General features: G+C 38.5%; 23 protein-coding genes. 9 read left to right on the top strand and 14 right to left on the bottom strand.

The window, feature by feature from the left end; genetic code table 11:
• Nucleotides 1-235: 235 nt before the first annotated feature.
• The 5 genes from OQX63_RS06870 (at nucleotide 236) to OQX63_RS06890 (ending at nucleotide 8,306) form a co-directional block, all read left to right on the top strand.
• Entirely contained in the window at nucleotides 236-1,777 is a 1,542-nt protein-coding gene (locus tag OQX63_RS06870) for a pyridoxal phosphate-dependent decarboxylase family protein (RefSeq protein WP_265850159.1), read from the top strand.
• Nucleotides 1,722-4,181, top strand: a complete 2,460-nt coding sequence (locus tag OQX63_RS06875) for a GNAT family N-acetyltransferase (protein ID WP_265850160.1) — start codon at nucleotides 1,722-1,724, stop codon at nucleotides 4,179-4,181. The genes OQX63_RS06870 and OQX63_RS06875 overlap by 56 nt, the downstream gene beginning before the upstream one ends.
• Nucleotides 4,181-5,527, top strand: coding sequence for a lysine N(6)-hydroxylase/L-ornithine N(5)-oxygenase family protein (locus tag OQX63_RS06880; RefSeq protein WP_265850161.1), 1,347 nt, complete (start codon nucleotides 4,181-4,183; stop codon nucleotides 5,525-5,527). The genes OQX63_RS06875 and OQX63_RS06880 overlap by 1 nt, the downstream gene beginning before the upstream one ends.
• 87 nt (nucleotides 5,528-5,614) lie before the next feature.
• On the top strand, nucleotides 5,615-7,426 hold the full coding sequence (locus OQX63_RS06885; protein WP_265850162.1) for an IucA/IucC family protein: 1,812 nt from the start codon (nucleotides 5,615-5,617) through the stop codon (nucleotides 7,424-7,426).
• A 253-nt stretch (nucleotides 7,427-7,679) separates the two neighbouring features.
• The gene (locus tag OQX63_RS06890; protein ID WP_265850163.1) at nucleotides 7,680-8,306 is read left to right on the top strand and encodes a M23 family metallopeptidase; all 627 of its coding nucleotides are present in this window, start codon (nucleotides 7,680-7,682) and stop codon (nucleotides 8,304-8,306) included.
• Nucleotides 8,307-8,392: 86 nt separating this feature from the next.
• On the opposite strand, the gene OQX63_RS06895 is transcribed toward OQX63_RS06890, so the two are convergent.
• Nucleotides 8,393-10,096, bottom strand: coding sequence for an FAD/NAD(P)-binding protein (locus OQX63_RS06895; RefSeq protein ID WP_265850164.1), 1,704 nt, complete (start codon nucleotides 10,094-10,096; stop codon nucleotides 8,393-8,395).
• Between the two features lie 750 nt (nucleotides 10,097-10,846).
• On the opposite strand from OQX63_RS06895, the gene OQX63_RS06900 reads away from it, so the two are divergent.
• A complete protein-coding gene (locus OQX63_RS06900; protein ID WP_265850165.1) occupies nucleotides 10,847-11,410 on the top strand; it encodes a DUF1543 domain-containing protein in 564 nt (187 codons plus the stop codon).
• Between the two features lie 292 nt (nucleotides 11,411-11,702).
• Here the strand turns inward: OQX63_RS06900 and OQX63_RS06905 are convergent, their stop codons facing one another.
• The 8 genes from OQX63_RS06905 to OQX63_RS06940 form a co-directional block, all read right to left on the bottom strand.
• Nucleotides 11,703-11,978, bottom strand: coding sequence for a hypothetical protein (locus tag OQX63_RS06905; protein ID WP_265850166.1), 276 nt, complete (start codon nucleotides 11,976-11,978; stop codon nucleotides 11,703-11,705).
• 88 nt (nucleotides 11,979-12,066) lie between these two features.
• Complete coding sequence (locus OQX63_RS06910; protein WP_265850167.1) at nucleotides 12,067-12,531, bottom strand: ribosomal protein L7/L12; 465 nt, start codon at nucleotides 12,529-12,531, stop codon at nucleotides 12,067-12,069.
• Between the two features lie 377 nt (nucleotides 12,532-12,908).
• Nucleotides 12,909-14,024, bottom strand: a complete 1,116-nt coding sequence (locus OQX63_RS06915) for a PepSY-associated TM helix domain-containing protein (protein WP_265850168.1) — start codon at nucleotides 14,022-14,024, stop codon at nucleotides 12,909-12,911.
• 4 nt (nucleotides 14,025-14,028) lie between these two features.
• Entirely contained in the window at nucleotides 14,029-16,194 is a 2,166-nt protein-coding gene (locus OQX63_RS06920; protein WP_265850169.1) for a TonB-dependent siderophore receptor, read from the bottom strand.
• Nucleotides 16,195-16,227: 33 nt separating this feature from the next.
• Entirely contained in the window at nucleotides 16,228-16,665 is a 438-nt protein-coding gene (locus tag OQX63_RS06925) for a hypothetical protein (RefSeq protein WP_265850170.1), read from the bottom strand.
• A 217-nt stretch (nucleotides 16,666-16,882) separates the two neighbouring features.
• Nucleotides 16,883-17,203, bottom strand: coding sequence for a hypothetical protein (locus OQX63_RS06930; RefSeq protein ID WP_265850171.1), 321 nt, complete (start codon nucleotides 17,201-17,203; stop codon nucleotides 16,883-16,885).
• Nucleotides 17,204-17,340: 137 nt separating this feature from the next.
• Nucleotides 17,341-18,087, bottom strand: coding sequence for a DUF3667 domain-containing protein (locus tag OQX63_RS06935; RefSeq protein WP_265850172.1), 747 nt, complete (start codon nucleotides 18,085-18,087; stop codon nucleotides 17,341-17,343).
• A 6-nt stretch (nucleotides 18,088-18,093) separates the two neighbouring features.
• On the bottom strand, nucleotides 18,094-18,351 hold the full coding sequence (locus tag OQX63_RS06940) for a hypothetical protein (RefSeq protein WP_265850173.1): 258 nt from the start codon (nucleotides 18,349-18,351) through the stop codon (nucleotides 18,094-18,096).
• Nucleotides 18,352-18,508: 157 nt separating this feature from the next.
• On the opposite strand from OQX63_RS06940, the gene OQX63_RS06945 reads away from it, so the two are divergent.
• Entirely contained in the window at nucleotides 18,509-19,132 is a 624-nt protein-coding gene (locus tag OQX63_RS06945) for a TetR/AcrR family transcriptional regulator (RefSeq protein WP_265850174.1), read from the top strand.
• Nucleotides 19,133-19,241: 109 nt separating this feature from the next.
• On the opposite strand, the gene OQX63_RS06950 is transcribed toward OQX63_RS06945, so the two are convergent.
• Nucleotides 19,242-19,859 carry a hypothetical protein gene (locus OQX63_RS06950; RefSeq protein WP_265850175.1) on the bottom strand — a complete coding sequence of 206 codons (618 nt, stop codon included), beginning with the start codon at nucleotides 19,857-19,859 and terminating at the stop codon, nucleotides 19,242-19,244.
• Between the two features lie 157 nt (nucleotides 19,860-20,016).
• Between OQX63_RS06950 and OQX63_RS06955 the strand changes: the two genes are divergently transcribed.
• Entirely contained in the window at nucleotides 20,017-20,853 is an 837-nt protein-coding gene (locus OQX63_RS06955; RefSeq protein ID WP_265850176.1) for a winged helix-turn-helix domain-containing protein, read from the top strand.
• A 224-nt stretch (nucleotides 20,854-21,077) separates the two neighbouring features.
• Here the strand turns inward: OQX63_RS06955 and OQX63_RS06960 are convergent, their stop codons facing one another.
• Genes OQX63_RS06960 through OQX63_RS06970 form a run of 3 tightly spaced genes read right to left on the bottom strand, consistent with a single transcriptional unit; the run spans nucleotide 21,078 to nucleotide 23,459 of the window.
• Nucleotides 21,078-22,097, bottom strand: a complete 1,020-nt coding sequence (locus OQX63_RS06960) for a zinc-binding alcohol dehydrogenase family protein (protein ID WP_265850177.1) — start codon at nucleotides 22,095-22,097, stop codon at nucleotides 21,078-21,080.
• A gap of 14 nt (nucleotides 22,098-22,111) precedes the next feature.
• Nucleotides 22,112-23,131 carry an aldo/keto reductase gene (locus OQX63_RS06965; RefSeq protein ID WP_265850178.1) on the bottom strand — a complete coding sequence of 340 codons (1,020 nt, stop codon included), beginning with the start codon at nucleotides 23,129-23,131 and terminating at the stop codon, nucleotides 22,112-22,114.
• On the bottom strand, nucleotides 23,124-23,459 hold the full coding sequence (locus tag OQX63_RS06970) for an L-rhamnose mutarotase (protein ID WP_265850179.1): 336 nt from the start codon (nucleotides 23,457-23,459) through the stop codon (nucleotides 23,124-23,126). The genes OQX63_RS06965 and OQX63_RS06970 overlap by 8 nt, the downstream gene beginning before the upstream one ends.
• 459 nt (nucleotides 23,460-23,918) lie before the next feature.
• On the opposite strand from OQX63_RS06970, the gene OQX63_RS06975 reads away from it, so the two are divergent.
• Complete coding sequence (locus OQX63_RS06975) at nucleotides 23,919-24,806, top strand: helix-turn-helix domain-containing protein (protein WP_265850180.1); 888 nt, start codon at nucleotides 23,919-23,921, stop codon at nucleotides 24,804-24,806.
• Nucleotides 24,807-24,856: 50 nt separating this feature from the next.
• On the opposite strand, the gene OQX63_RS06980 is transcribed toward OQX63_RS06975, so the two are convergent.
• Entirely contained in the window at nucleotides 24,857-26,821 is a 1,965-nt protein-coding gene (locus OQX63_RS06980) for a PAS domain S-box protein (RefSeq protein WP_265850181.1), read from the bottom strand.
• Nucleotides 26,822-26,923 lie beyond the last annotated feature (102 nt).

Consider the following 26,923-nt stretch of genomic DNA (forward strand, 5'->3'; position numbering starts at 1 on the left):
TACTAAAACGGTTAAGCATTGCATAATTAGCCAGTTACAAAAAATTGATTAAAAATAATATTAAAATTATTTTTAATCAATCTAAATAAAAATATACCTTAGCAGTCAGAATTAAAATTGAAACCGCTACTCTGTTTTAGCCGATCCAACCAGATATTATTTCAAAAATAGGGCTTGTTATGCCCTATAATTTTATTGCCCTTTAAACTTGACTTTTTGAAAAATTGAAAACCTAATGTTCACATCAGACCTAGAAAAACATGAATTCATTGATTTCCTTACGGAAAGTCCGACCAAGGAAATCTTTCATCACGAAAATGAAGCAGAATACCTGCATGCTGTAGGAAAAGTTACCCAAGCGGTAAAAAAATTCCTCAACAACAACCAACAACCTTTTAGTGGAATATCGCCGGCAAAATTAAGACCGCTGTTTGATTCGATTGAATTTGAAAAAACGCACGACAACTACGATGCTTTACTTAAAGAGGTTGAACAACTTTATACCAGTCATGCGGTTGCCTTTCACCATCCTGCTTATATCGCCCATTTAAACTGTCCAATCGTAATTCCGGCAGTAGCTGCAGAAGTGATGATTTCGGCCATTAACTCCTCAATCGATACCTGGGATCAAAGTGCCGGTGGTACTTTAATTGAGCAAAAGCTAATCGAATGGACCTGCGATCAGGTTGGTTACAGCAAAAAAGCTGATGGTATTTTCACCAGTGGTGGTACGCAGAGCAATTTAATGGGGCTTTTACTGGCCCGTGATCATTATTCCATTACTGCATTGGACCACAATATTAAAGTTGAAGGATTACCTCGTGAAGCCTCCCGTTTCCGGATATTTGTTTCTGAAAAAGCGCATTTCAGCATCCAGAAAAATGCCTCGCTCCTGGGGCTGGGTGAAAACGCTGTGATCAAGATCAAAACCGACCGCGGTTTCAGAATGAATACCGTTTTACTGGAAGATGCCATTAAGCGGGAAATTGCTCAGGGCAATATTCCCATTGCCATTGTAGGTACAGCGGGCACTACCGACTTCGGAAATATTGATCCGCTTAAAGAACTTGCTGGTATAAGTAAAAAATACAATACCTGGTTCCATATCGATGCCGCTTATGGCTGTGGATTATTGCTGACAGACAAGTACAGAAGCTTGCTCGATGGGATCGAATGCGCCCATTCGGTTACCGTTGATTATCATAAATCGTTCTTCCAGCCGGTAAGCAGCAGCGGTTTCCTGGTACAGGATAAAAACTTTTTCAACCTGATTACGCACCATGCTGATTACTTAAATCCAAAAGACCATGATGAAGATGGTTTGCCAAACCAAGTGAACAAATCGATACAAACCACCCGAAGATTTGATGCCTTAAAACTTTGGTTTACACTCCGAATGATGGGTAGGAAAAAACTCGGTGGCTATTTCGATACAATTATCGAAACCGCGGCAAAAATCGCCGATTTGTTACATTCAGATCACGATTTTGAGTTAATGAACGAATCAGACATCAGTGCATTGGTTTTTCGTTATCGTCCCAAAAACCTGCGCTTAGACGTTTGCGCCATGAACCAATACATCAAAAAAACTATGTTCAATCAAGGAAAGGCTTTGGTGGCCGGTACCAAGATTAACCAACAGTTCTACCTCAAATTTACCCTACTTAACCCGCTAACTACCATAAGCGATATTGAAAACATTATTAAAATCATAAAAAAACATGGAAACGAATACGTTAGACTCAACCAAGTTTCAGCAGATTTCAGAAGAAACTAACTTTAACGCCCTACTAAACAGTTACTGCAGAGAATTTACCAACTGGAGCCGTTATGTAGGCATCCCTAAATATGACGAACCACTAGCCAATTACCTGGTTACAACAAATGATCTTTTGCATGTTAGATTTGACTTTACGGCAATTGGTTTCGAAGTATATGCACCTTTAAAATTTTATGCCGATAGTGGCCGCCATGTATTCGATTTTCCTGTAATCGAAAGAAATATTGATACAGATGCCATCAATCCGATCACCATTTACAGGTTTACGGAACTGGCCATTCAATTCAGCGCCCAGGAATTTAATGCTGTTGATGCGGATCTGGTAAAACAACGTTTGACCAATAGTGTAGAAAACCTCGAAGCATTTTTATCGTTTTTTAAGCAGAATGGCAAACCTGTAAATTTCGCTAAAATGAGCTTTATTGAAGCAGAGCAATCTTTGTTTTTAGGCCACAATGCGCACCCCTTTCCTAAAGGAAGAGCAGGTTTTAACAATAATGAAGAACTTTTTAAATATTCGCCAGAAACACAGGGGCATTTCCAGCTGGCCCATTTCCTGATTTCAGCAGAAAACATTGTAGAGAAAAATGCTGAGGGTTTCGACATGACCGATCTTTTCAGAATCGAATTGCTAGACAGCAATAACGCAGAAATTGTAAGTTTGCTCGATCAACATCCGGATTATAAAGTGGTACCCATGCATCCTTGGGAAGCCGAATATTTGCTTACTCTCCCTAAGGTAATAGCGATGCAGGAAGAAAAGCTCCTTTTCTATCTCGGGCATTCTGGAGAACGCTATACACCAACATCATCAGTGAGAACAGTTTACAACGCAGCAAGTGATTGGATGCTTAAATTTTCATTGCACGTAAAAATAACCAACTCAGAAAGGGTTAACCTGGTCCGGGAACTTCACCGTGGTTATGATGTAAGTAAACTGTTAAAAACTGCATATGGCAAAGCCGCCAGAGCAGAATTCCCGGAAATTGAATTTATTACCGATCCTGCCTTTATTACCGTAAATTATAAAGGTGAAACCATTGATGGCTTTAACATCAGCATCAGGCATAATCCTTTTAAAGGAGAAGGAACGGAAAAAAATGTAACATTATTAGCGGCACTTTGCCAGGATTCCTTATTAGGCCAAAAGCCAAGAATTGTAAATCTGATCGAAGAAGCTGCAATCAGCAAAAACAAAACGGTTGCACAGACCGCTATAAGCTGGTTTAAGCAGTACCTACATCTTTGTGTGGCACCAATTGTTGGCCTTTACAATAATTTTGGGATGGCTTTTGAATTCCATCAGCAAAATGTGATGGTTGAACTGGATAAAAATTTCTACCCTGCCAAGCTTTATTTCAGAGATAATCAGGGCTTTTTCTTTAGTGATGCCAAAGCTGAAGCATTGGAAAAGGCATCTCCAGGCATTGCTTTAGAAAGCGGCTCAATTGTTCCCAATGCATACATCCTGCCAAAACTCACCTATTATCTGCTCATCAACAATATTTTGGGTGTGGTAAATGCCATTGCCAGCAATGGTTTGGCCGATGAAAAAGCTCTGATTGAGCTGGTATACCTCGAATTTAAACAATTCGAAAATAGTGATACCACCGGTTTGATAGATTATATCATTAATCGCCGAAGCTGGGAAGTAAAGGGTAACCTGCTGACCAATCTCTGTAATATTGATGAGGCAAGTGCTCCTATCGATAATCCAGCTATTTACCGTGAGTTTCCAAATCCCTTATCTAAATATTTCTTCTCCGAAAACCTGATCAAACCCAAAACTAACGAGGTATTATACAGCAGGTTTTTCCCTAAAGAAAATATAACGATCAACATCCGTCCGTTTAATATAGACCGCGACCTGGAAATGGTTCACGATTGGTTTAACCAGGAACATGCGAAACCGATCTGGAAAATGGATGGCCCGATCAGAGGTTTGGAGTTATTCTATAGAACTTTATTGCCCAACGATTCATCGCACAGTTTTATTGGCGAAATAAATGGTGAACCAACATTTACCATAGAGCCCTATTGGCCTATGCGCGATGGCGTAGGTGCCTGCTACGAAGCTTTAACGACTGATTATGGCGCACATTTATTGATTGCCCCAACAGATAAGGACAAAAAATTCAGTTTTGAAACCGGCCAGGCCTTAATGGATTTCATTTTTGAACAGCCCGAAGTAGGTAAATGCATCGGTGAAGCCGCAGTGGAAAGTCGTGCCATGCACATTTTTGTAACCAGACTAGGATTTAAATTGGAAAAAGTGATCCAGATGCCTTATAAAATGGCCAACCTAACTTTCTGTTACCGCGATTGGTACTGGGATAAATTTCCTGAAGCCAAAGCTTATGCCATGTTGAAAACAGCACAATTTGAAACGGAGGAAATATAATGCAGGAACAGAAAATATACGATATAGTAGGGATCGGAATCGGTCCTTTCAATTTAGGCTTGGCAGCTTTATGTGCGCCTATCAACAGTTTATCTACCTTATTTTTAGACCAGGCGAGCGAGTTTAACTGGCACCCCGGCATGATGTTGAGCGATGCTACTTTACAGGTTCCTTTTATGGCTGATCTGGTTACCATGGCAGATCCAACTAGCCCGTACAGCTTTTTAAATTATCTTAAACAAACCGATCGCCTGTATAAATTCTACATTAGGGAAGATTTTTTTGTGCTCCGCAAAGAGTATAACGCCTATTGTAAATGGGCAATCAACCACCTGCAAAACTGCCATTTCGGGCAGAAAGTAAGCCATATCAATTACGTTGATGGTATTTATCAGCTAGAAAAAATTGATCAGACGACGGGAGCCACAGAAATCATTCTAACTAAAAAAATTGTACTTGGAACAGGTACCGGACCAAAAGTACCCGGTTTTATTCGTCCGATCGAACACAAAAATGCGATACATTCTTCAGCATATTTAAAGTTCAAGCCTACGTTGCTGAATCAAAAAACGGTAGCGATTATCGGATCAGGACAAAGTGCCGCAGAAATTTTCTACGATCTTTTGCCAGAAACTGAAAATGGATTACAACTGAAATGGTTTACACGACCAGACCGCTTTTTCCCCATGGAATATTCGAAACTGACACTGGAACTTACCTCGCCGGAATATGTAGACCATTTTTATCATTTGAATGATGACAAACGCAAACAACTGTTAGGTAAACAAAATTCTTTATTCAAGGGTATAAATTTCGAACTGATTAACCAGATTTTCGATAAACTTTACGAATTGAGTGTTGATGGCGAAAAAGTTAATGCACAACTTATGCCCAACTGCCAGTTGAACAACTTAACAGTAGGTACCGACGGCAAATACCAGCTCGGTTTTTATCATACCGAAAGCGAAAAAGACTTTGCTGTTGACACCGATTTTGTGGTGTTGGCAACTGGTTACAAATATAATGAACCAGGCTTTTTATCCGATATCAATGATCGGATAAGGCGTAATCCAGATGGACTTTTCCAGGTACACAGAAACTATGCTATTGATGTAAACGGAAACGAAATTTTTGTTCAAAATGCAGAATTGCATACCCATGGATTCGTAACGCCAGATCTGGGCATGGGGGCTTATCGCAATGCATCCATTATTAATGCCATTTTGGGTTTCGAAATTTATAAAGTAGAAAAACGAATTGCTTTCCAGCAGTTTAGTGTAAATGACGAGCTGCAGGAAGCTGAGTTTGCTGAAGCAGATTTACAATTGGCTGGTCGGGATTTGTAATCCCGACCATAGAGAACCGGATTTAAAATCCGGAATACGAAAAGTCCAGATTACAAATCTGGACTAACAACTTAAAAAATTAACAACATGAATTACAACAGTTTCAATCATATAAAACCTTTAAAAAAAGAAGTTTGGGATAAGGTAAACCTCAACTATATTGCAAAATCTATCGTGGAGCTGATGCACGAGAAATTAGCTGAGCCAAAGCTGATCAATACTGATGAACAGGGAAATTCTGATTTCCATCTTGCTACAGATGCTGATGATATTTATTACACCTTCTCTGGTCAACTGCGTGCGCTAGATTATCTTCATATTGATAAACAGAGCATTAAAAAGTTTGTGAACGGCAAAAGCATAGCAGTAAACAATGCCCCTGCTTTTTACACCGAATTACAGCTAACCTTTGGGATTAAACCCTTTACCCTGGCACATTTTATTGAAGAAACGCTTAACACTTTATACGCCGATGCTTATATCCACGAAAAAGGCCGGTTAACTGCTGATGAACTGGCTGATGCTGATTACCAGACCATTGAACACCAGATGGATGGACATCCCTGGGCCACAATCAACAAAGGGCGGATCGGTTTTAACCACAGTGATCAAGGCAAATATGCGCCAGAAGCTGCACAAAAAACACAATTGGCCTGGTTAGCCGTGCACAAATCAAGGGCAGCCTTTAAAAGTATCGAAAGTATTTCTCCATTTTCTTTTTATAATGAAGAACTAAGTTTAAAGCAGGTTCACGATTTTAATCAGGTATTGATTCAGCAGGAATTAAACCCAGAAGATTATTTTTTTATCCCTGTGCATGAATGGCAATGGAACAATAAAATCGTATTGCAGCTAGCGCATGATATTGCCCATCAGTTAATTGTACCGGTTGGTGTAGGACACGATGAATACATGTGTCAAAACAGTATCCGCACCTTCTTTAATGTCAGTAAGCCTAAAAAGCATTATGTAAAAACGGCCATTTCGATCTTAAATACATCCATTTTCAGAGGATTATCGCCTAAAAAACTGGCTATTGCACCAAAAGTAACCCAGTGGGCAAAAGATATGCTGCAAGGCGATGAGTATTTAAAACAAACCCGGGTGGTACTTTTAGGGGAGGTAGCAACGGTAGCCTATACACATCCGCAATACAGTGAAATACCAGGTTCACCATATCAATATCAGGAATTTTTAGGTGCAATCTGGCGGGAAAGTGCTGAAAATTATCTTTTAGAAGGTGAAAACATTATGACCATGGCAAGCCTGCTTTATATAGATGACAATGGCAAAAGCATGGTTGAGGCCTTGATCGAAAAGTCGGGTTTAACTGCCGAAGCCTGGTTAAATGCCTATTTATTGGCCTATCTAAAACCAGTGTTAAGGATTTTTTACAAACATGCTTTTTTCTTTAGTCCACATGGCGAAAACACCATTTTAGTCATGAAAAATGGCATACCAGAACGCATTATCATTAAAGATTTTGTAGAGGAAATTGTATTAACAGAAGAATCAAAAGCAAAATTACCAAATGATCTGGTAGATGTTTTAAGGGAAATTAACGACGAACTGGCGCCTTTATTTATCCTATCGGGGATATTTGATGCCGTTTTCAGATACCTCAGCAATATTTTTCACAGTTATGTTGGCCTGGATGAAAAACAATTCTGGAGACAGGTGGCAGATGTAATTTTAGCATTCCAACAGGAAAATCCAGAGCTTGGATCTAAATTTCAAAAATTCGATCTGTTCGTACCCGAATTCATCAGGGTGTGCATTAACCGTGTCAGGCTGTTAACCCATGGTTATAGCGAAAGTACCGACGTACCGGTACCGGAGTTGATCGGGACATTAGTTAACCCGGCGGCAGAAGCATTGAAAGAAGATGTTTTAGCGTAAGGTGCATTCAGATGATTTTATAAAATCAAATAAATTTTTCTCCCTGGCAGATGGTAACATCTGCCACCACTAAAAATTTCGTCATTGCGAGAAGGCTTTTTCAGCCGACGAAGCAATCTTACAACTATCGCTACTAGCGACCGCATTAAGATTGCTTCGTCGTTCCTCCTCGCAATGACGGTCTAACTTTTTTAAACTACAAAAATAGTTTATTCTAATAAAATCATTATCTTGCCTTAAATTATGCTATGCCATGAAAACATTATTATTCCTCTTTTTATCGACGCTATTATTTGAAACGCCCACCATTGAGAAAGACCGTGACCGATGGAAACCTTATTATACTGATACAGCTCCTGCAAAAACAGCCGATCAATGGTTTCTACCCTTTGATGTGGCCAACCGGAAAAAAGTAAGTAACATTAAAATCATCAGCATTTTTGGCGATCACCGGGATAGTTATGTTAAAGGTCATATCCACACCGCTATTGATATTAATCCTGCTCATCCAAAAGCAAAACTGGTTAACATTTATGCTATGGCCAACGGAGTAGTTTGCTCTGTACATTTAGGCGAAAATCAACGTACTGTGGTGGTTAAGCATAAACTGCCTAACGGCCAAACGATGTTCACTTCTTATAAACACCTGAAAGAGGTTTATGTAAGCAATGGTCAGCAGGTGGATCAGAATACCAAACTAGCCAGGTTATTTACACCGCAGGAAAGCAAAAAATATGGAGGCGATTACCATCATCTTCATTTGGAAATCAGGAAAAAATTTGATGATTATGGCTGTGCAAGCTGGTTAACCTTTAATAATAAGCAACTGAATGAACGGTTTTACAATCCTCAAAATTTCATTAAGGAACATGTTAAATAAGTAAAGGAGCTATTTTAAATTCACTTTAAATCAAATTCATTTTATAGTATAAATAATGATAGTCTATTTTAGCGAAAAATAAATTTCTAGTTCAAGATACCATCCAGCACCACTTCAGATGCGGCTTCACAGAAATCGATACCGGAATAGTCAGGATTATAACCACCAATGTAAGGAACTGCCATAATATAAATTCTGTTATTTGCCTGTCCGGCTTCATCAACCACCTGGAAATGATCGTTTATGGTAATACCAGGAACTGTTAAAAGGTAATCATCGCCCTTTTTGGTTACTAAATCATTGTGTTTCCTTTCTTCCTCTCCTATTTTAGCAGACTGAAATTTTAATTTCGCCGGACTAATAGTCTTATTGGTGATTAAGCTTTTAAAAGGAAAATCTTCAAAAGAAAGATGCGGTTGGCCAATGCAATCAACAAAGGTATCGAAATGCACAGTTACCTTTTTATCTTCTACTTTGTAATGGTAATCTGCCCCACCTGTTTTTAAAGGTTTTACTTCAGCATCATCGCCAACACCTACAATACTTAAAATACCAGCATCATGCAAAGCCAACAGTTCCCTGCACGAACTTTGGGGTACAAATGCAATTACAATTGAAATGAGGGGCATTAACACTTTTTGCAGGCGTTCCATATCCTCGGCAGAAAGGTATTTAGCAGGGTAGTTCATTGCGAAGCTTAAAATGGCGAGTGCTTCTTTCCAGTAGATAGATTTCCTTTTGTCAATCGACTTTTCTGCTTCATCATATTCTTTCTTGAAAAGATCGAATGGTTCCATTTTTTCGCGATAATCCATCATGGCACCTACAAACTCCTCAAGGTTCATATTTTTGATCTTTTGATAAAAAACAGGATCTTTTTCAATGAACATTTCTTTAAAATTCTTTTCAAATACAAAATCCAAAGGCAAAAAGCCTCCATTAATTTTGATGCTTTCCTGGATCTCGGCTTTACTCAGTGTTTCTTGCTTGCCCAGATGAGAATCTTCCAGATGAAACCTAACTGCCGGCAACAGCCCACTGCGCGAGTGCATCACGATTTTAAAACCTTTGTTGGCTAACTGATAAGAATAGGTACCATCTTCGTTATGTGTAAACTTTCCGTTTTGTCGGGCCAGGGTTCTTAAGGCATCAATAGCAGTTAATGAAGAACCCATAATACCAACCGGGTGGTTTACCTGTAATGCAATTTTTTTGGGTGGATATGGCGAATCGAAATAATTAGGAATTTTACCTTCATATTTTTTTGGCCAATTATGGCCTGTACAGATAATAACCTGGTCGAAACAGGCTTTATCTTGTCCTTTAACACTTACCGCTACCTGATTGTCTGCAGGCAAATCAATAATATCATCCACTACACAATTTAAGTGTACATGGGTGTTAATGCCTTTATTTTCCGCAACTTCTTTTAATAGATTAAATTGTGCTGAAAGATATTCGCCAAAAAACAATCGTGGCAATACCTTATACTCGTTAAATTTATCAGCATTTATATCAAACTTTTTTAAAATTTCCTGTGGTGCAATTTTCACCCAATCTTCAATGGAGTTGAATATTATCGGAATTTCATTATCAGATACGTTTGTAATGTGTTCTACATTTGCCCCTTCAGCACTATAAGGCATACCAGCTCCTAAGTAATCTTTGCGTTCGAATATTTCTATTTCGAAGCTGGGAAGTTTAGATTCAACTAATCTTTTATACATGAACAGACCACTCGGGCCGCCACCAATGATGGCAATTTTCTTTTTTGCTGTTTTCGTATCCATTTGTAATTCATACAATCTTTTAAAAAGGAAATTGTTTTGGATTGATGGAAAATTAAAATGAGATGTTGATTAAATAATATATTCGTTCTAGTTCGTAATCCCAATGCGGTATTTATTTCAATAACGGCACAGATCCATCGCCGCCGATTGGCTTTTTCTATTTGGCATCAATATTTGATCAAATTTTATCTGGAGCGCAGGGCTTTTGCTAAATGCAGGCGATTGTTCCCGTCTTTCGCTTTTACGCTTCGCTCCCTCGTGCCTCGTTGCTGCAGGGTAACGCTTCAGCCAGGGCTAAGTGGCTTTAGCAGTATTTCATATTAGTGGTGGCAGGGTGCATAAACCTTTGTTCCTAAACCCGACAATAGCGGCAGCCTCCGATTTTTCTATCGGAGCTATAGCGAATGGCGGGACTGCATACCGCTAAGAACCACATTCGCTCATTTTCCAGATAAGCTGTTTATTTAATCGATGATAAACTAATCGATAAGATATAATATTGGACGCTTTGAATAGAGGAAGAGTCGAAGGATCAGTTAAGATCAGCTTATAAAGATACTGTTAGATAGCGAAACCTTAACTTTTCCATTGTTTGTAGTGCTCTGCTTTTCTTGGCGTCCTCCGTGGTAAAAAGAGAAAATCGTAAAATTCAAGAACCTATTTAGCTTAATGCTGTTAAAAGATATAAGTTTTATAGAGATTGAATTCTTGAAAATAAAAGCCGGAAGGTAACAATGAACTAGTATACTAATGAACGATTTAAAATTATATATGATTTTACTGGGCTCAAAAGCCCCAAAACGAAATGTTGAGCAGCACGATTATTTCTTCGGCATCGCCAATTCGCTTAAAGATCTTGTACCCGAGATTAAAGCATTTTGGCCGGGAACGGGTACAAGTTTGCATATTGACGGCTGGCGGGAAGTAAATAAGGTTGATGGTTATGAAATCAATATCGGGTTGCGTGACGAGCATACCATTCCATCACTGCATAAATTGTTCTTTATTAACCTTGGCGGCTATCTAACTAATCAATTATATGAACAGCACCATATTGTGCTATCTGTACATGATGAAAGGGCCAAAGCTATACAGGATGCAAAGAAGACGGTATTCTTTAAAACCAATTCGATAAAAGGTGCTAATTCGCATATCGACGAAAAATATGGCATCGATGTAGACGACATTTATAAGATCGAAGATATTTTAAGCGATGAATCAAAACAAAAATACCATATTGAAATAAAACCATCCCCAGGCCATTTACCTGAAGATGAGATCCATTTAGGTTATTTCAAGTTGGATAAGCTTTAATGTAAGTTGCATCAACTTTCTTAAATTCTTCAACAAATTTTTCAATTACATCCTAACATAATCTACTAGTCCGGTCGTCGTCTCAACTTTAGCGCAGCGAAATGGAGAGATCTTTGAACCGGGTTATTGAAATCTAATCTAAAAGATTTCTCCGCTAAATAGCGTCCCCTACTGTCATTCTGAACGCAGTGAAGAATCTTTTAGAAAATAGTAATTACAGTAAAAAGATTTTTCGTTGCATTCAGGATGACTATATAGAAGAGGATATATCCAGTGCAAAAATACCAATGTGTTATTTCGCTTCCTTTCTATTGTCTATTGCAGTACTAAATGTCTTATTGAACTCACCCTTTACCCATTGCACCTTACCGAAGTCTCTTATCTCTGGCGCAATGATGTAATTTCCGGTCTCGCTATCAAGGATCACAACCGTGTTGGTGGCATTTACTTCGGTACGGTACCTTCCGCCTACTTGATCCTGACTATTTTTAAAACTGATGGCGGTGAACATTAAGCCAGCGCCCAAAAATCCCAACAGAAGGGATTTGGAATCCAATGTGATTTTCATATTCTTAAGATTTATTTGTGTGTAAAAACAAATTAAGAATTTTTATTCACGCATTTTAATTCCATCAGAAATATTGCATCTTTTTTTACTAAATTTTAAACATAAAGTAGGTTAAAGCTGCTGCAACTAAAATAATGATCAACAGTTTTATCAAAAAATTTTTGAATGGATTTTGGTTATTCCCTGCATTTTCAGCAATGATATTTTTAATATCGGTATCCCTGCTTTGCTGCGCCATATTGCCGCTAACCTTAAACTGCATCAGCTTTTCAACATAGTCCTTACTTTCTGCCAGCCCCAAACCCGTAGCATCCTTATAATGTTTAATGGCATTTAACTTATTGCCTCGATTTAAAATAACCAATAGCGCTGCATCCAAATCTGCCATTTTGGTTATAGGTTGCTGTACTCCTTCTAAGCCATCGACATAATCTTTGGCTTCCTTTAAACCGCATCCGCTAAGGTCTTTAATTACTTTAACTGCTGCTATTTTCTGGTTTTTTGAAAGAAACAACAACGCTTTTTGCTTTGCTTCTGGACTAACATTAATCATAACTGTAAGTTAGCAAATATGAACCAAATCTTATAGGATGTAGGTGAGGTTTCAATTATAAGTCTATTTAAAATCCATAGCTTTCATTCTGAACGCAGTAATGAATCTTTTATAAATAAAGTACTGTCAAAAGATCATTCGACTCCGCTACCATTGACGGACTCCCAAAAAAAATCGTCATTGCGAGGAGGAACGACGAAGCAATCTTTCATGCTAGCGATTCTTGCCATAAAGATTGCCTGCCAGCAGCAGGCAGGCTCCGTCGGCTGAAAAAACCTTCTCAGCAATAACGATCCCTCAGGAAGGTTTATTTCCATTAAATGCTACTGTCACTCATATTGATTTTTATACAATAAATTATCCCTCAGGATGCCAATTCAGAAATTATATTGCTTTTTAAATTTCTTTCGCCGTTTAAGCCAAAGTAATGCCCCCGTAATAGAAAGGAATCCTGGCAATAAACCAAGCAAGACATAGAATAATTTAAGTATTACGCCACCAAAAGCACCAATATGCAACTGGTACATCCAAACATCGAAACGAGCAGCAAAAGGTTGTTTTTCGATGATGTTGGTCTTCATTAACTTCCCTGTATTTTGATCGAAAGTAAATCCGCTTGCCTTGCCTCTATAAAGCAGACTTCCGCTACTCGGCATATGCCCCCGAACCAGTACTGGAATTCCAGGTGTAGTGGGTATGTTCACCGCGATAGGTTCAAAGCCTTTTACCAGCTTCCGCGAGGCAGCAACAAGCGAGTCGATATTTACTTTTACCAAAATATTCTCAGTTGGTGGGTTTATTTTCCATGTTTCAGGACTAAAATGCTCCCTGTTCAACCAAAAACCAGAAAAAAACAATAATGCGGTGAACAGCATTGCCCATACTCCAATAATGCGGTGCAAGGAGGAAATAGCCGTCCTCGAATTTTTAAAATTGAGGCCTGCTTTAAAGCGAAGTGCGTCCCAGAAATGTTTCCGGTAAATGATTATGCCAGTAATTAATGAAAGCAGCATAACTAAACCGATTATGGCTGAAAAAAGCTTGCCGGGCATACCTAACTGCAGACTATAATGCAACGAATACAGCCAGCGAAAAAACGAAGGCTGAAGATCTGCATAACTACCTTCTTTCAATATCTTGCCTGAATAGGGATTAACGCAGATATAGTAAAGATAGTTTTCAGTTATCTGCTGCTGGTTCCGGAATAACATAAACTCATAGCTATCGAAAGCGTTAACCGGAAAATCATGCAGCACAATTTTCTTAAGGTTAGGATGAGAACAAACCAAATCCCTGTAAATAGCATCAGCACCCAGAACCTTACCCTGTGGTGTAAGATGATGAAGTTCAGGATTGAAATACCGGTCCAATTCACCGCGGAACATCAGTATCGAACCGGTTATCCCGTAAAAGAGAAAGAACAGCCCGGCCATCAGACCGAGCCATCCATGCAGATTGAATGCCCATTTTGTAAAGCTGTTCTTTCTTTTCATCTCATTAAAAATTATAACCAACCGTTAACCTGAATTCTCTTGGTGCAAATGGCACATAGGCATTTAACCCAATTGGATTTGAAGATACCGGGGTAACCCAGGCACTGCCGTAGTTGTTGCGGTTGAGTATATTGTTTACAATGCCGTTCACAGTAATATGCTTATTGGTCCAACCAATGCCCCCATCTAACCTGAAGATTGGTGCAATAGCCAAATTATTTTCTACAGAATAGCGGCCAGAACGACCAGATTGAAGCTGATAACCTCCAGAAACCGTAAATGATCCTGGTAATCCCAACGGAAGTCTGTAATTCAACCAGGTATTCTGGATGTGTTTGGTGAGGTAAGGAGAAGGAAGTCCAACCATTGCTACATTAGCATCTTTTGAAATAACCGCATCAGTATAAGCATAATTGATCACCGCATTTAATCCTTTCACGATTTCTCCTTTCAGGTCGAACTCAATTCCTTTAGCTTTAGTCTGCCCAATCTGCGATTGCAATAAAGTTGAAGGATCGGTTACAATGATATTATCCCGCGTTAACCTGTAAAAAGATAAAGTTGTATTCCACTTACCATTGGCCCAGTCTTTTTTAAGCCCGAATTCAAAATTTTCTCCTTTTAAAGGTTTAAAAACTGTACCGGTTTTACTTAAACCACTTTGAGGGGTATACGTATTATCATAAACGGCATAAGCGGCAAAATTGCTCTGAATTGAATAACTCATCCCAGCCCTAGGCGTAATCACCCAATCTTTTACATCGCTTACGGTTGGAACTGCAATAGCACTTTTTGATCCGGTTAACCTTGCCGCCAAAGTAATCCTCAATTTATCATTCAGCAAATTCAGTTCATCCTGAACATATCCGGCATAATATTCAACCGACTGCTTATTGGTGGCAATATCGTTTAATGCACCCTCTCTTTTGTTCGGATCGAAATTGATCCCATAAACCGGATTATTGATATCCAGGTAATATAAAGTTGGATTAGCCGTTTTATCGTTATAACCCGAATAAGCTAACAGATTTTTACGGTTGGCATCTATGCCGCCCAAAAGTTTATGTATAATATTTCCTGTTTTAACTTCACCGTTTACGAAGGCCTGAAAAGCATATACATCGGTGTTGAAGCGCTCATAAGTTACCCGCCTTGGTAATAAATTTGGAGCAGCCTTATTATAGCTGGATACAAAAAAGTAGTTCCCATCCAAATGGCTGCCAGCAAAAACAGCTTTTGCCGTTAAATGCCAGTTTTTGGCTATTTGGTTTTCATACGTAAGGAAAGCATTGTTTTCTGATCCCCTAACCGGCTCTTTATTGGGGTCGGAGATACTAAAATCTCTCGGCAGCGAAGCAAATCCATCGGGTGTAAATACAGTAAGCAGGTATTGTAGAAACTTCTGTTTTTGATAAATGTATTCGGCAGTAATAGACGAATGACTGTTGATGTTGTATTTCAGTACCGGATCGATGACAAACTTATCGTTAAAGGCAAATTTTTGGAAAGATTTGGCTTTTTGTCCGACAACATTTAAACGGTATTGCCATTTTTTATTTTTATCCAGGTTTCCATCAAAATCGCCACTTAACCTAAAAAGATCGAAACTCCCTGCAGTAAAACTGACGTTGTTGTTTGTTGTTCCGGTTGGATTTTTGGTTACGATATTAAAAGAACCAGCCGGGTCGCCAATGGCATTCATAAAACCGGCAGGGCCTTTAATAAATTCCATACGATCAATAATGCCGGCATCTTCTGGCATGGGGCCATAATAGATCATCGAAAGATCTACACCGTTACGGAGCGTATTTATCCCAGCACCACGCATAAAAATGAATGGTCCATAAAAATCTGCCGTATTGTTACGGATTGCACCACTCACGTTGCGCGTTACACTTTCGTTGATATTAATGGCCTGTTGATCCAAAAGAATACTTTTATCAATCTCCTGAATGTTCTGTGGCAATTGCAGCAAAGGCGTAGTCTGCTTTAATGTTGCAGATGATTTACCAATATTATACCTGCGGTAATATCTCGAATTAACCTCAACGGTATGCAGGTGTTTAACACTATCCGTTTTTGCGGTATCTGTATTTTTTATATTGCCGTTCTGCGCCAGCACACCAAAAGGCATAGCCAGAAAAGCAAATAGAATAAATCTGTTTGTCATATTATTGGAGACAGTAGTCCCTGAAAAATTCTGTTAATGCAGCGTTTTCTTGTTTTCTATATGAAGGCTATCCAGATAACGGTCTGAAAGGCTAATTACCGTCTTAAACTGTTTATCCAGATCATTTATCTTTTTCAATTCCGATTTGAAATAGTGCAAAGCCTCTTCGTTACTTTTCCCCGAAACATCAGGTTCAAAACGGTTCATCCAATTTTCCATCTGCTGGTTGGCTTCGTCTACTTTTCTGATTGTTTCAGCTAGTTTAACAGTATCCTCACCAGAAGATTTAAATGAGCGATAAATGGAATCGAGTACCGATTTCTGACTATTCGCCAGGTCGGCATCACTCATCACTTTATCATGTATGGCAACCACTTCCAATCTAATGTCTTTATAATCCTGCTCCTGTTTGCAGGAAAGCCATAAACACACCATTACCATGGCTGGCAGATAAGAAAAGATAAATTTCATAAGAATTATCAAAAGCTGGTTTATATTATTATTGTTCTGATATTAAGGTTAAAAGATAATTAAGCTTCTAAAAAGATCAGAATTCAGGAGTATAAGTAAGTTATATACTCCAAATATTAATATCCCTCATTCGATTAGTAATCCATTTTTAGCATGCCCATGTAAATCTTCATACTTTGCGCAGGAAAATTAAAGGTATATTACTAATTAAACAAGGTTAACAGCTTTGCTTTGGTGGCTGAAATATGGAGGAATGACCGCTAATCGGATTTTCTACCTTAGCTGGAGAATAATGGCGTTCTGAAAGTATAGGTGTAAAATGGAATGCAACCGGAGAACAAGGCATGGCTAACTGAAATGCGGCACGCTGACTTTCGCGTTCCTGTTTCTTCTCTTTCTCCTCTGCCTGTTTCAGCTTTTTCATCAGGTAACACTTCCCATTACAATGCATCCAAGGTCTGTTTTTATTAACACAGAATTTCTCGGTCAATTGCTTCTGGTTCACCTCAAATCCTACATAAATAAAATATGCAGACATATTTGATCCAAACAGGGAAGCTAACAGCACAATAACGACAAGCCTTTTATACATTGCGCGCCAAAGATAAGCACTATAACTTCTAAAAGTTTACATCCCAAGTAAAATATATAGAATTGTATTATCGCTTTGACATTTTAAAATCTATTCTTTGCAATAATAGCGTAAACTATTCCAAGTACAAGCGTAAGTAAATTGTACGATACCGGAACAAGGATGCTTCTTAAAACCAATACTATTTTACTGTAATTAAAGGCAGAAAAAAACTGATAATAAAACCAGACACTATAGACAATGCCTAAAATACTCATCACACCGAAATACAAAAATAGGAGTACCTGGGTATTATGGTAAAAAATAGTCAGGGCTGAAACAAACAGTCCGAGAATCAGTTCAACAATAACACGGTATGAGTTTAATACCAGGTGTTCTGAAAAATTAAGCTTCGCTTTTCGAAACCACATAAAACTGAAGCATGAATAAATAGGAATAGCGATGATGAGTATCAGTTTTGGGTAATGGGAGATAAATTTTTCGAGATCGTTCATCATTATTTTGCTCCCCTTTGGCATCAGATCGGACATACTGCCATGTGCGTATGGCGCTATGAGACCTGATACCGTCAGAATGAGCAGGATGAGCGTAATAAAACTAAAAAATGGAACCCTTTTGCCCTGAATATACTCGCGTACGCTATGGCCCGGTCTTGTAAAAAGTGCCTTTAGGGTAAATAATATGCCTTTATCAACATGCCATACACCATGAACAAAATCATGGACTATAAAATGTTTGACAGAATAACGATGTGTAGAAGATTTTTGTCCGCAGTTAGCGCAGTAATTATTTGTAACGGGAGCTGTACAATTTAGACAATCTGTTGACATGGCTAACTATGGTTTGGCTTTTCTGTTTTTAAGTTCAGCATTAATCTGAGACAAGCTGATGAAAGCTGGCAAAAGTGTTAGCGAACTGCAAATCGGAACCACAATTAGTACTTTTGGCATTTTAGATGTAAAGGCCAGGTAAAATATGATTACACTCGCAATGAGTAAAACCACGCCAAGTCCGATTAGTGCACCTAGCAGGCCTTTTTTCTTTTTATCCAACTCTTGTATAGATATTTCCGTAAGGGAAGCTTCCTTTCTCATATTGTTTGCTTAGATTAATATAGTTTGGTTCTTGTGGAGGGCTCCGCCATTATTTTACATGTCTGCCCGACTACACAAATATACAATATATCACCAAATAGTGATAAAATTATTTAAAATGTTTTCGTAATTTTCAGCACGGTTATTTTTTACGGATATGGAACAGGAAACAGGGGTTAAATCGTTAAGAAACAAAGAAAAAAGCAAACAGAAATTTTTAGATGCGGTAGAAAAGATACTTCATACAAAAGGTTTCTCAGGCCTAAAGGTTAACGACATTGCACAAACTGCAGGTTTGGACAAGAAATTAATCTATAATTATTTTGGTGGAAAGGACGGCCTCATTGATGAATATATCCGCTCGCAGGATTTCTGGAGCAATATAAAAGATGATTCGGCCGAGACTTCAGTAAACGATGGAGGAAAAACATTTTGTAAAACCATGCTTCTCTCTCAATTTGATTATATTTTCAAGAATAAAAACGTACAAAAAATTCTTCTCTGGGGATTGATAGAGAACCGTAAATCATTAAAAAAACTCGCAAACGATCGTGAAGAAAATGGGGCACGCTTATTTGAAGGTTTGACCGATCCACATTTTAAGGAAAATGCCAAACGATACAGGGCCATTATCGCATTGCTGATATCAGGAATTTACTACCTTGACATTTACGCCACCACTAACGACTCTACTTTCTGCGGATTAAACCTTAAAAGTGCAGCTGGCCGATCGGAAATTGAAAATGCCATTTCGTTTTTGATTGATAAAAGTTATGAGTAAAAAATGGAAGAAAGTTTTTAGAGACCGTCTTCCATTTTTTCGCTAATATTCCTCACTGCTCCCTATACAAAAGGTTTATTACAAGGATAATGATTACATTATTATTTGCCTAGCAACCGCCCTGGCGGGGAACACGTTTAAAAATTACTTTACCATCCCGTTCTACATATTCGGCCGATACTATTGGATATGAATACTTAGGAGCGTATGATAGGTTACGGCTTTTTACCATTATCTTATCGTTAACTTTTAGGCGCTGTAATTGCTCGAGTTGAGACTTTTCCGCTTCAAAATTCACAATATAATCAGCGCCATTAATCCTGGCCATTACACCGAAACCTAATCTTGATCCAGGCGGAAGAGATAAAGCAGTTATCACAGCCTCCATAGTGGTAAAGGCACCTATATCCTCCTTTATTTTAGCAGCAATGGCCCGTACATTTTTACCTGCTGGGGAGGTTTCCCATTCTTTGAACTTTACACCATCAGGGCTAGCCTCCCATTTTTTCTTTTCGGCATCGCTTTGTGCAGCAGAAAGAGATTTTGGGCTTGGCCTTTTAGTAGATTCATTTTTAATTTCTTGATTAGCAAATACTAATCCGCTTACCACTACCAGCAGTAAGATCAACACATACATCATTTTATTCATCTTTTTTGTAGGTTTGATTAACATTGATCTATCTGTTGATAAATCAGATTCGTTTAAGGCATTTTGTTTATTTTTCATATCTATTTAATGTTGGTGCAACAAAATTACCGGCAAATCTTTCCGTATGAAGAAGCAGAATTGTAAATAAAAATGTAAACTTTGTAAATAAAAACTTGACACTATGTTTGATAGCTTAAATCGCTTCTCCGGGAAAGGTAAATACCTTTTTGGATTCATGCTAGTTTTGTTTATCGCTGTTATTGGTGCAGCTTTCAGCATGACTGGCGAGGAGGACTTTGATTTGGCCAGAAGGGAAATTTTGTTCCGCCGGATCGGGCATGAACTGCTGTTACAATCGGGCGATAGTACATCCAGGGTACTCCCTATAAAAAAGGTTGCAGAAAATGAGCATCAAATCGGGTTTGAGCATGAGTTTACTTTTAACTCCATCTCCCTGGTGAATACGACTAAACGTTTGTTGGCCCAAGACCCATTGGCAAATGATTATGTGGTTAAAGTCTTGAACTTAAAAGATTCCAGTGTAGTCTACGGGTATGCAGTATCGCAACATAAAAAGGATGAAATTATAGCTTGCATAGGCAGAAAACAGCCAAAAGCTCATTACATGATCGACATTAAATTAAAACCGACAGGCATAATCACTAAAAAGAATGGATATCTTCTGGGCGGCCTGCCATTTTTAGCATTTGTTGGTTTTATTTTTTTCAGATCAGTTAAACCACGAAGGGCTTTGCCCAATAATGATGTAAATGTAGACCTGATTACCTTGGGTTCAGTTGTGTTCGATGCGAAAAATCGCAAACTCAATATAAATGAAAAGGTGATAGAATTAACCGGTACTGAAACAAGATTACTGCTCATTTTCGCACAATCTCCTAATGAAACCATAGAGAGAAGCCGATTGCAAAAAGAGATCTGGGAAGATGAAGGTATTATTGTAGGGCGTAGCCTGGATATGTTTATATCAAAACTTAGAAAAAAATTAGAACCTGATCCCAATATCAATATTGTTGTAATCAGGGCTAAGGGATATAAGCTTGAAATAATCTAATGCGGGCGATTTGGGGTTCCTGCGTGAGCGAGATCAATAGTTATCGCATAGCAACCGTAATAGTTAAATCCTATCGCCTCAGGAGAATGGGCTAAAATTGATCAATAATTGTAAATATTGATCGAATTAAGATTATAAAAAAAACAGGACTAAATATGAAATGCAAATTTAGTCCTGCTCTTTAAATTTATGCTAATTCTTTTTTAGAACTCCATGAAAATGTATTATTCATCGAAATTGATCAATGCTTTGATCAGCGATTCATTAGCATTTAGCAAATGATTAAACTTTTCTTTTACCTCTGAAAATGAGACATTATGGGTAATAAAATCAGTTGGTTTAATCGAGCCTTTTCTGATGCAATCAATTACATAGGCAAAATCATTCGGTAAAGCATTTCTACTGCTCATCAGTACAGCTTCCCGCTTATGAAACTCAGGATGTACCACCTCAATATTCCCCTTCTGAAGACCTATCATAATAAATTTTCCTGTATGTGCCAAAAATGTGAAGGCATTGTTAATGGCCTTTAAATTTCCTGTACAATCAATGACCACCTTCGCCATTTCTCCATTGGTAATTTTTGATAGCTGTGCTAAAGCATCTGTTTTTAATGGATTTATGGTGTGTGTAATCCCAAAACGCTCGCTGCAAAAAGATAGCCTGTTATCATTTACATCAATAACGATCACCTCAGCTCCACTTATTTTGGCAAAAGCAATGGTACCCAAACCAATTGGACCGGCGCCGAGTATAACCACATGGTCTCCTTTGTTCAACTGTGCCAGGCCAACGCCATGTGCACCAATGGCCAATGGTTCTACCAATGCCAGTTCATCTACAGTTAATCCTTCTCCACTGACAATTGCAGATGCAGGAACCGTAATGTACTCTTGCATGGCACCATCTATATGAACGCCGAAAACTTTTATCTTTACGCAGCAATTCGTTCTGCCGCTTCTGCACGCAATACAGGTGCCGCAATAAAAATATGGACTAATGGTAACCAGGTCACCGGTTTTAAAGTTCAAGCCTGCTCCTACCTCTATTACTTCGGCAGCAATCTCATGCCCAAGGATTCTTGGATATTCGAAAAATGGCTGTGTTCCTTCAAATGCATGGTAATCGGTACCGCAAATCCCCAATCTTCTCATTTTAAGCAATACCATACCATCTTCAACTGATGGTATTTCTTTATTGATATAGCTAAATTCTCCTGGTGTATTACAAACTAATGCTTTCATCTTTAATTTTTAAATTAAATCAATCCCTGCTTTTTCATTTCCTGCCAAAACCCTGCAGGAATTTCTTTTTGGGCCAGCGCAGCATTAATAGCTACTTTCTCTGGCCTTGTAGTATTTAAGGCGATACTTTTTACGCCGGTAAAACCAGCGGAGAAACTGAAACAAGCTTCGGCAGGAAGTATCTCAAACGTTTTACAAATCTGGTAAAATTTATCCCTCCAGTCTAAAAGTGCCTTCCCATTTATACTATCTCCATCAACCGGCTGGTAATTATAAAAATCTCCACCCGTTAAAAAGCCGCCATTAAATATGGCCGAGTTAATAACTTTAATATTTTTTTGGTTAAGTTCCGCTATAAATGCAATTAGATCAGCAGGGTGCGATTTGATGGTTAAACTGTTCGCAATCATTACCCAGTCAAGCTTTACATCTGCAACTATGGCCTGGATAATTTTCCAATCTTTTGCGCCTACCCCAATGGATGACACTAAACCAGCAGCTTTTAGTTCGGCCAATGCCATGTAGGCATCAAGGATTTGCTGGTAACGTTCTTTATAATCTTCTTCACTATGGCTTGCAAAAAGATATTCATCGGGATCATGTACCGATACCATCTGTGCCTGGTAATTGCCCAGCAGCTCATTACCTTGTTCAAAACACTTTAATATCCCATCGTAACTGATCATCTGCACCGCATCATGTTCAATATCTTTCCAGATCCCTGCTTCAAATGTAGGTTCTGGAGTTAAAAGTGGTGTTCTGTACCAGCCCAGTTTATTACTAATGACCACCTGCTGCGGATCTACCTTTAAATCTGCCAAACATTTACCCAGCGATTCTAAAGCGAGGCCTGCCCCATATTTACCGGCAGAATCAAAAAACGCAACCGGTTTTGATGAGGCTACACATGCTTTTACAACTTCAAGTTTAACGCCATAATCTACGGCCTGATAGAGATTTCCCAAACTACTGGTTCCGAAGATAACCGGAGGTAGTTTTTGGGCCGGATCTTGCTGTTTATTATCGTTAACCATTTAACTGAAATATGTTTTTCATTAATACCCACTTTTCTCCCGGTTTTGCAAAGGGCAGCGCTTGCTGATATTTCCACATCAAAGTTTCCCATTCCTCCACCTTTGGATTGGAAGCATCCATAAGTGCCTTTTTTTCGAAACTGAAATCGTCTTCTGTTTCCATCACCATAAACAAGCGGTTAGCGATGCGATAGATTTCCATATCTAATATCCCCGAGTCGATCATGCTCCGTTTAATTTCAGGCCATCCATTAACATGGTAAGCTTCATATTCTGCAATAAGTTTCTCATCATCAACAAGATCGAGAGCCAAACAGTATCTATTCATTTTTAATTACAAAATTTAATTAGGTTGATTAATGATGTCTTTTCTGGTTATTTTTTGCCCCATTAAGCCAAAAAACATAATCACAGGAAACAAACCAGCGGCACATAATATCCATTATGGATATTGCTTGTTCCATCAATCAAATATCCAAAAAATCGTGGTAATATTGCACCTCCTACAATTGACATGATAATTAAACTACTTCCCGGTTCGGTATCCTCTTTAAGATCTTTAATGATAGGTGCAAGTGAAGCCGCAAGTCCATTAAAAAGCGGTTAGTGTTTTGCTGAGCCTGCGCATTTAATAAACTGGAAATTGCAATAACCCCTAAGGATATTCTTTTTTTCATTCGTGTAATAAGAGTTTAATATTTGGTTACTATTGTCAAAAATAAACATGTTATCCGATCTATTTTTAAATAAAATAGACTATTTATTGTAAAAATCCGACATTTAAAAAATGATTAAGAGAGTATTGCAAAATACCTTTTCACTACTCAATGTAGATTATGTGAAATTGACTGAAAAATGGAACTACCTGAATGTGATCAGTCCTTATTACCGGATATACTATATAGATGAAGGTAGCGGTGAGCTATCTGACCAATCAGGCTCTTTAAAGCTTGAACCCGGATACCTGTATATTATACCCAGTTTTACCCTCTGTAATTTACATTGCAATGGATATTTAAGCCAGTATTTTGTGCAGTTTTTTGAAGAATCTGTAGATGGTTCATCTCTCTTTGCCAGAAACCGTAATGTTTCAAAAGTTAAAGCGAAGCAGATGGACATTGATATTTTTAAGCGATTGCTTGAAATAAATCCGGGCCGTGGCATTAACCGATCTGATGATCCTAAAATTTACGAGAAAAACATTTATTATAAAGAATATCAGGAGCTTAACAATATGCAGAGTTTGCCCAGTTACCTTGAAACGCAGGGTATACTGCTTCAACTGATGGGCCGCCTGATCCAACCACAGTTACATCGCAAACAGGAAGAGCAGCATGTTCCGCCCAAAATAGTTGAAACAGTTGGTTATATCCTGGTGAATTTACATCAGGAATTATCTGTAACCGGTTTAGCCTCCCGTGTGAATCAGCATCCCGATTATTTCTCCCGGTTATTCAAAACCTTTACCGGCCAGCGCCCTGTTAGTTATATCCTTGAAAAACGGATTGAGCGGGCGCAGTATTTACTCGCCACAAGCAGGCTTACCTATTCCGATATTGCCATACAAACCGGGTTTGACAATCTCTCTTACTTTTCAAAATCTTTTAAAAAACTTACGGGTATGTCGCCCAGTGCCTATAAGAAACAGGTTTATACAGTGGGTTTTACTTTATAAATCCTTCTTTAATAAACGATACACACCTAATTATTTTAAGCCCAAATACTTTAGGCTAATGGTAAAGTAAAATTAAAGGTAGCACCGTTACCAGGCTCGCTTTCTACCCAAATCTGACCTCCATGACGTTCAATGATATCTTTTGAGATAAAAAGACCCAGACCTAATCCAGACGAACCATCTTTATTTTCTTTGGCCTGGTAAAACTGACTAAATATATGACGCTGATTTTCTTCATCAATGCCAGGACCAAAATCCTTAATCGAAATAAGTACCGCTTTATCTATATATTGAACCTTTAATTCGATTGTTTTTTGTTGAGGTGCATATTTAACTGCATTGTTCAGCAAATTTGTAAGCACCTGTTCCAGCCGGGTGCGGTCAGCATTAACAAAGCTTTCTTCAGGCATCTCAACAGTCAAGATATGTCCTGAATGTGCCTGTAAAAAAGATTCTTTCATTTCCTGAATAAGTACGGCCAGATTTAGATATTCTATATTCAGTTGTAGTTTTCCAGACTGGATTTTGGAAACATCAAATAGATCACTAACCAGAACAATCATTTTTTGCAAATGTCTGATCGACTTTTCGACCAAATTCTTTGCAATACCATCCTCTATTTTACGATTGGCCAACTGCAAAAAGCCGAAAAGAGAGGTCATAGGTGTTTTTAATTCATGAGAAGCCATGGCGATAAATTCATCTTTTTTAGCGCTGAGCTCCTTCACCTCTTTAAAAAGCCTGGAATTTTCTATGGCAATAGCCGCTTGCGAAGCTACTGTGAACACCAGTTCCTCATGCTCTTCTTTAAAAACAGCCTTATCTTGATGACCAAAAAACAGCCCGCCAATTACTTCGCCTGATTTGGTTTTAACCGGAACTGCCAAATAACTGACTACAGGTAAATGCCCTGAAGGTTTTCCAGAAAAGGGTGCATTTTTGCCGTAGCGGGAATCCTTGGTGATATCATCTGAGCGTACTACGTTTGTTCCGCTAAAGGTTGGATGAAATAAAGTGGTATTACGGGGCATTGGAAAATTCGCAAAAGCATCCCTCGGAACGCCAGAGAGCGTGTATAACCTGTAGGTTTCGCCTTCTTGATTAACCTGATTATAAAAAAATGCACCAAACGCTGCGCCGGTAAGTTTTGTAGTCGAATCTGTTACCTGCTGTAATATTTGTTGAAGATCTAACGATTCGTTAATGCTCCTACCTACAACATTTAAAAGTTCCAGGCGCTCCACGTGCTTGGCAATTAATTGCTCAGACTCCTTTTGTGAAGTAATATTACGTGCGACTTTAGATGCACCAATAACAACTCCATCGCGATTTTTAATCGGAGATACAGTAAGTGAAATATTTATTAAACGTCCATCTTTTGTTTTTCTGATGGTTTGAATATGGTCTACCTTTTCGCCACCACGCAAGCTCGCAATGATGGCTTCTTCCTCACTTAAACGATCTGCAGGGAGCAGTATGGTGATCGGCTGCCCAACTGCTTCCTCTTCCCTGTAGCCAAAAACATGCTCTGCTCCTTTATTCCATGTCGTAATAATTCCATCGAGTGTTTTACTGATAATGGCATCTTCGGAACTTTCTATAATAGCGGCAAGCATAGCTTGTTTTTCTTCTGCCTGGTGCTCAAAAGAAATATCATGGGCAATCTGAGATATACCAATAATTTTTCCATCCTGATCTTTGATCGGCGAAAAGGTTAAGGATACAGGTATTTTCTTTCCCGAACGGGTAAGTCGGACGGTTCGGTACTGGCTGATCTGCCCATCGCTTAAAACCTCCTGCATCAGCTCTTTTTTCTCCGAATACTTGTCATCAGGAATCAGCAGAAAAACAGATTGCCCCAGTATCTCTGTTGCAGTATAGCCAAACATACGCTCCGCAGCAGGACTCCAATTGGTTATTCTAAATTCAAGATCATGACAATATATGGCATCCTGAATGCCTTCAAAAATGGATTGAAGTGTGAAGAGATCAGGCAGATGAGCTGATTTTATCATAATTAGTAGGAATTAAATCCATTGAAAAGACCCGTCAAATCTATTCAAGATATTTTAAACAACCATTCATTTTAAATGTTTTTTTAGGTGTATGGGAGCTGT

This window comes from Pedobacter sp. PF22-3 (assembly GCF_026239555.1).
Lineage (GTDB): Bacteria > Bacteroidota > Bacteroidia > Sphingobacteriales > Sphingobacteriaceae > Pedobacter.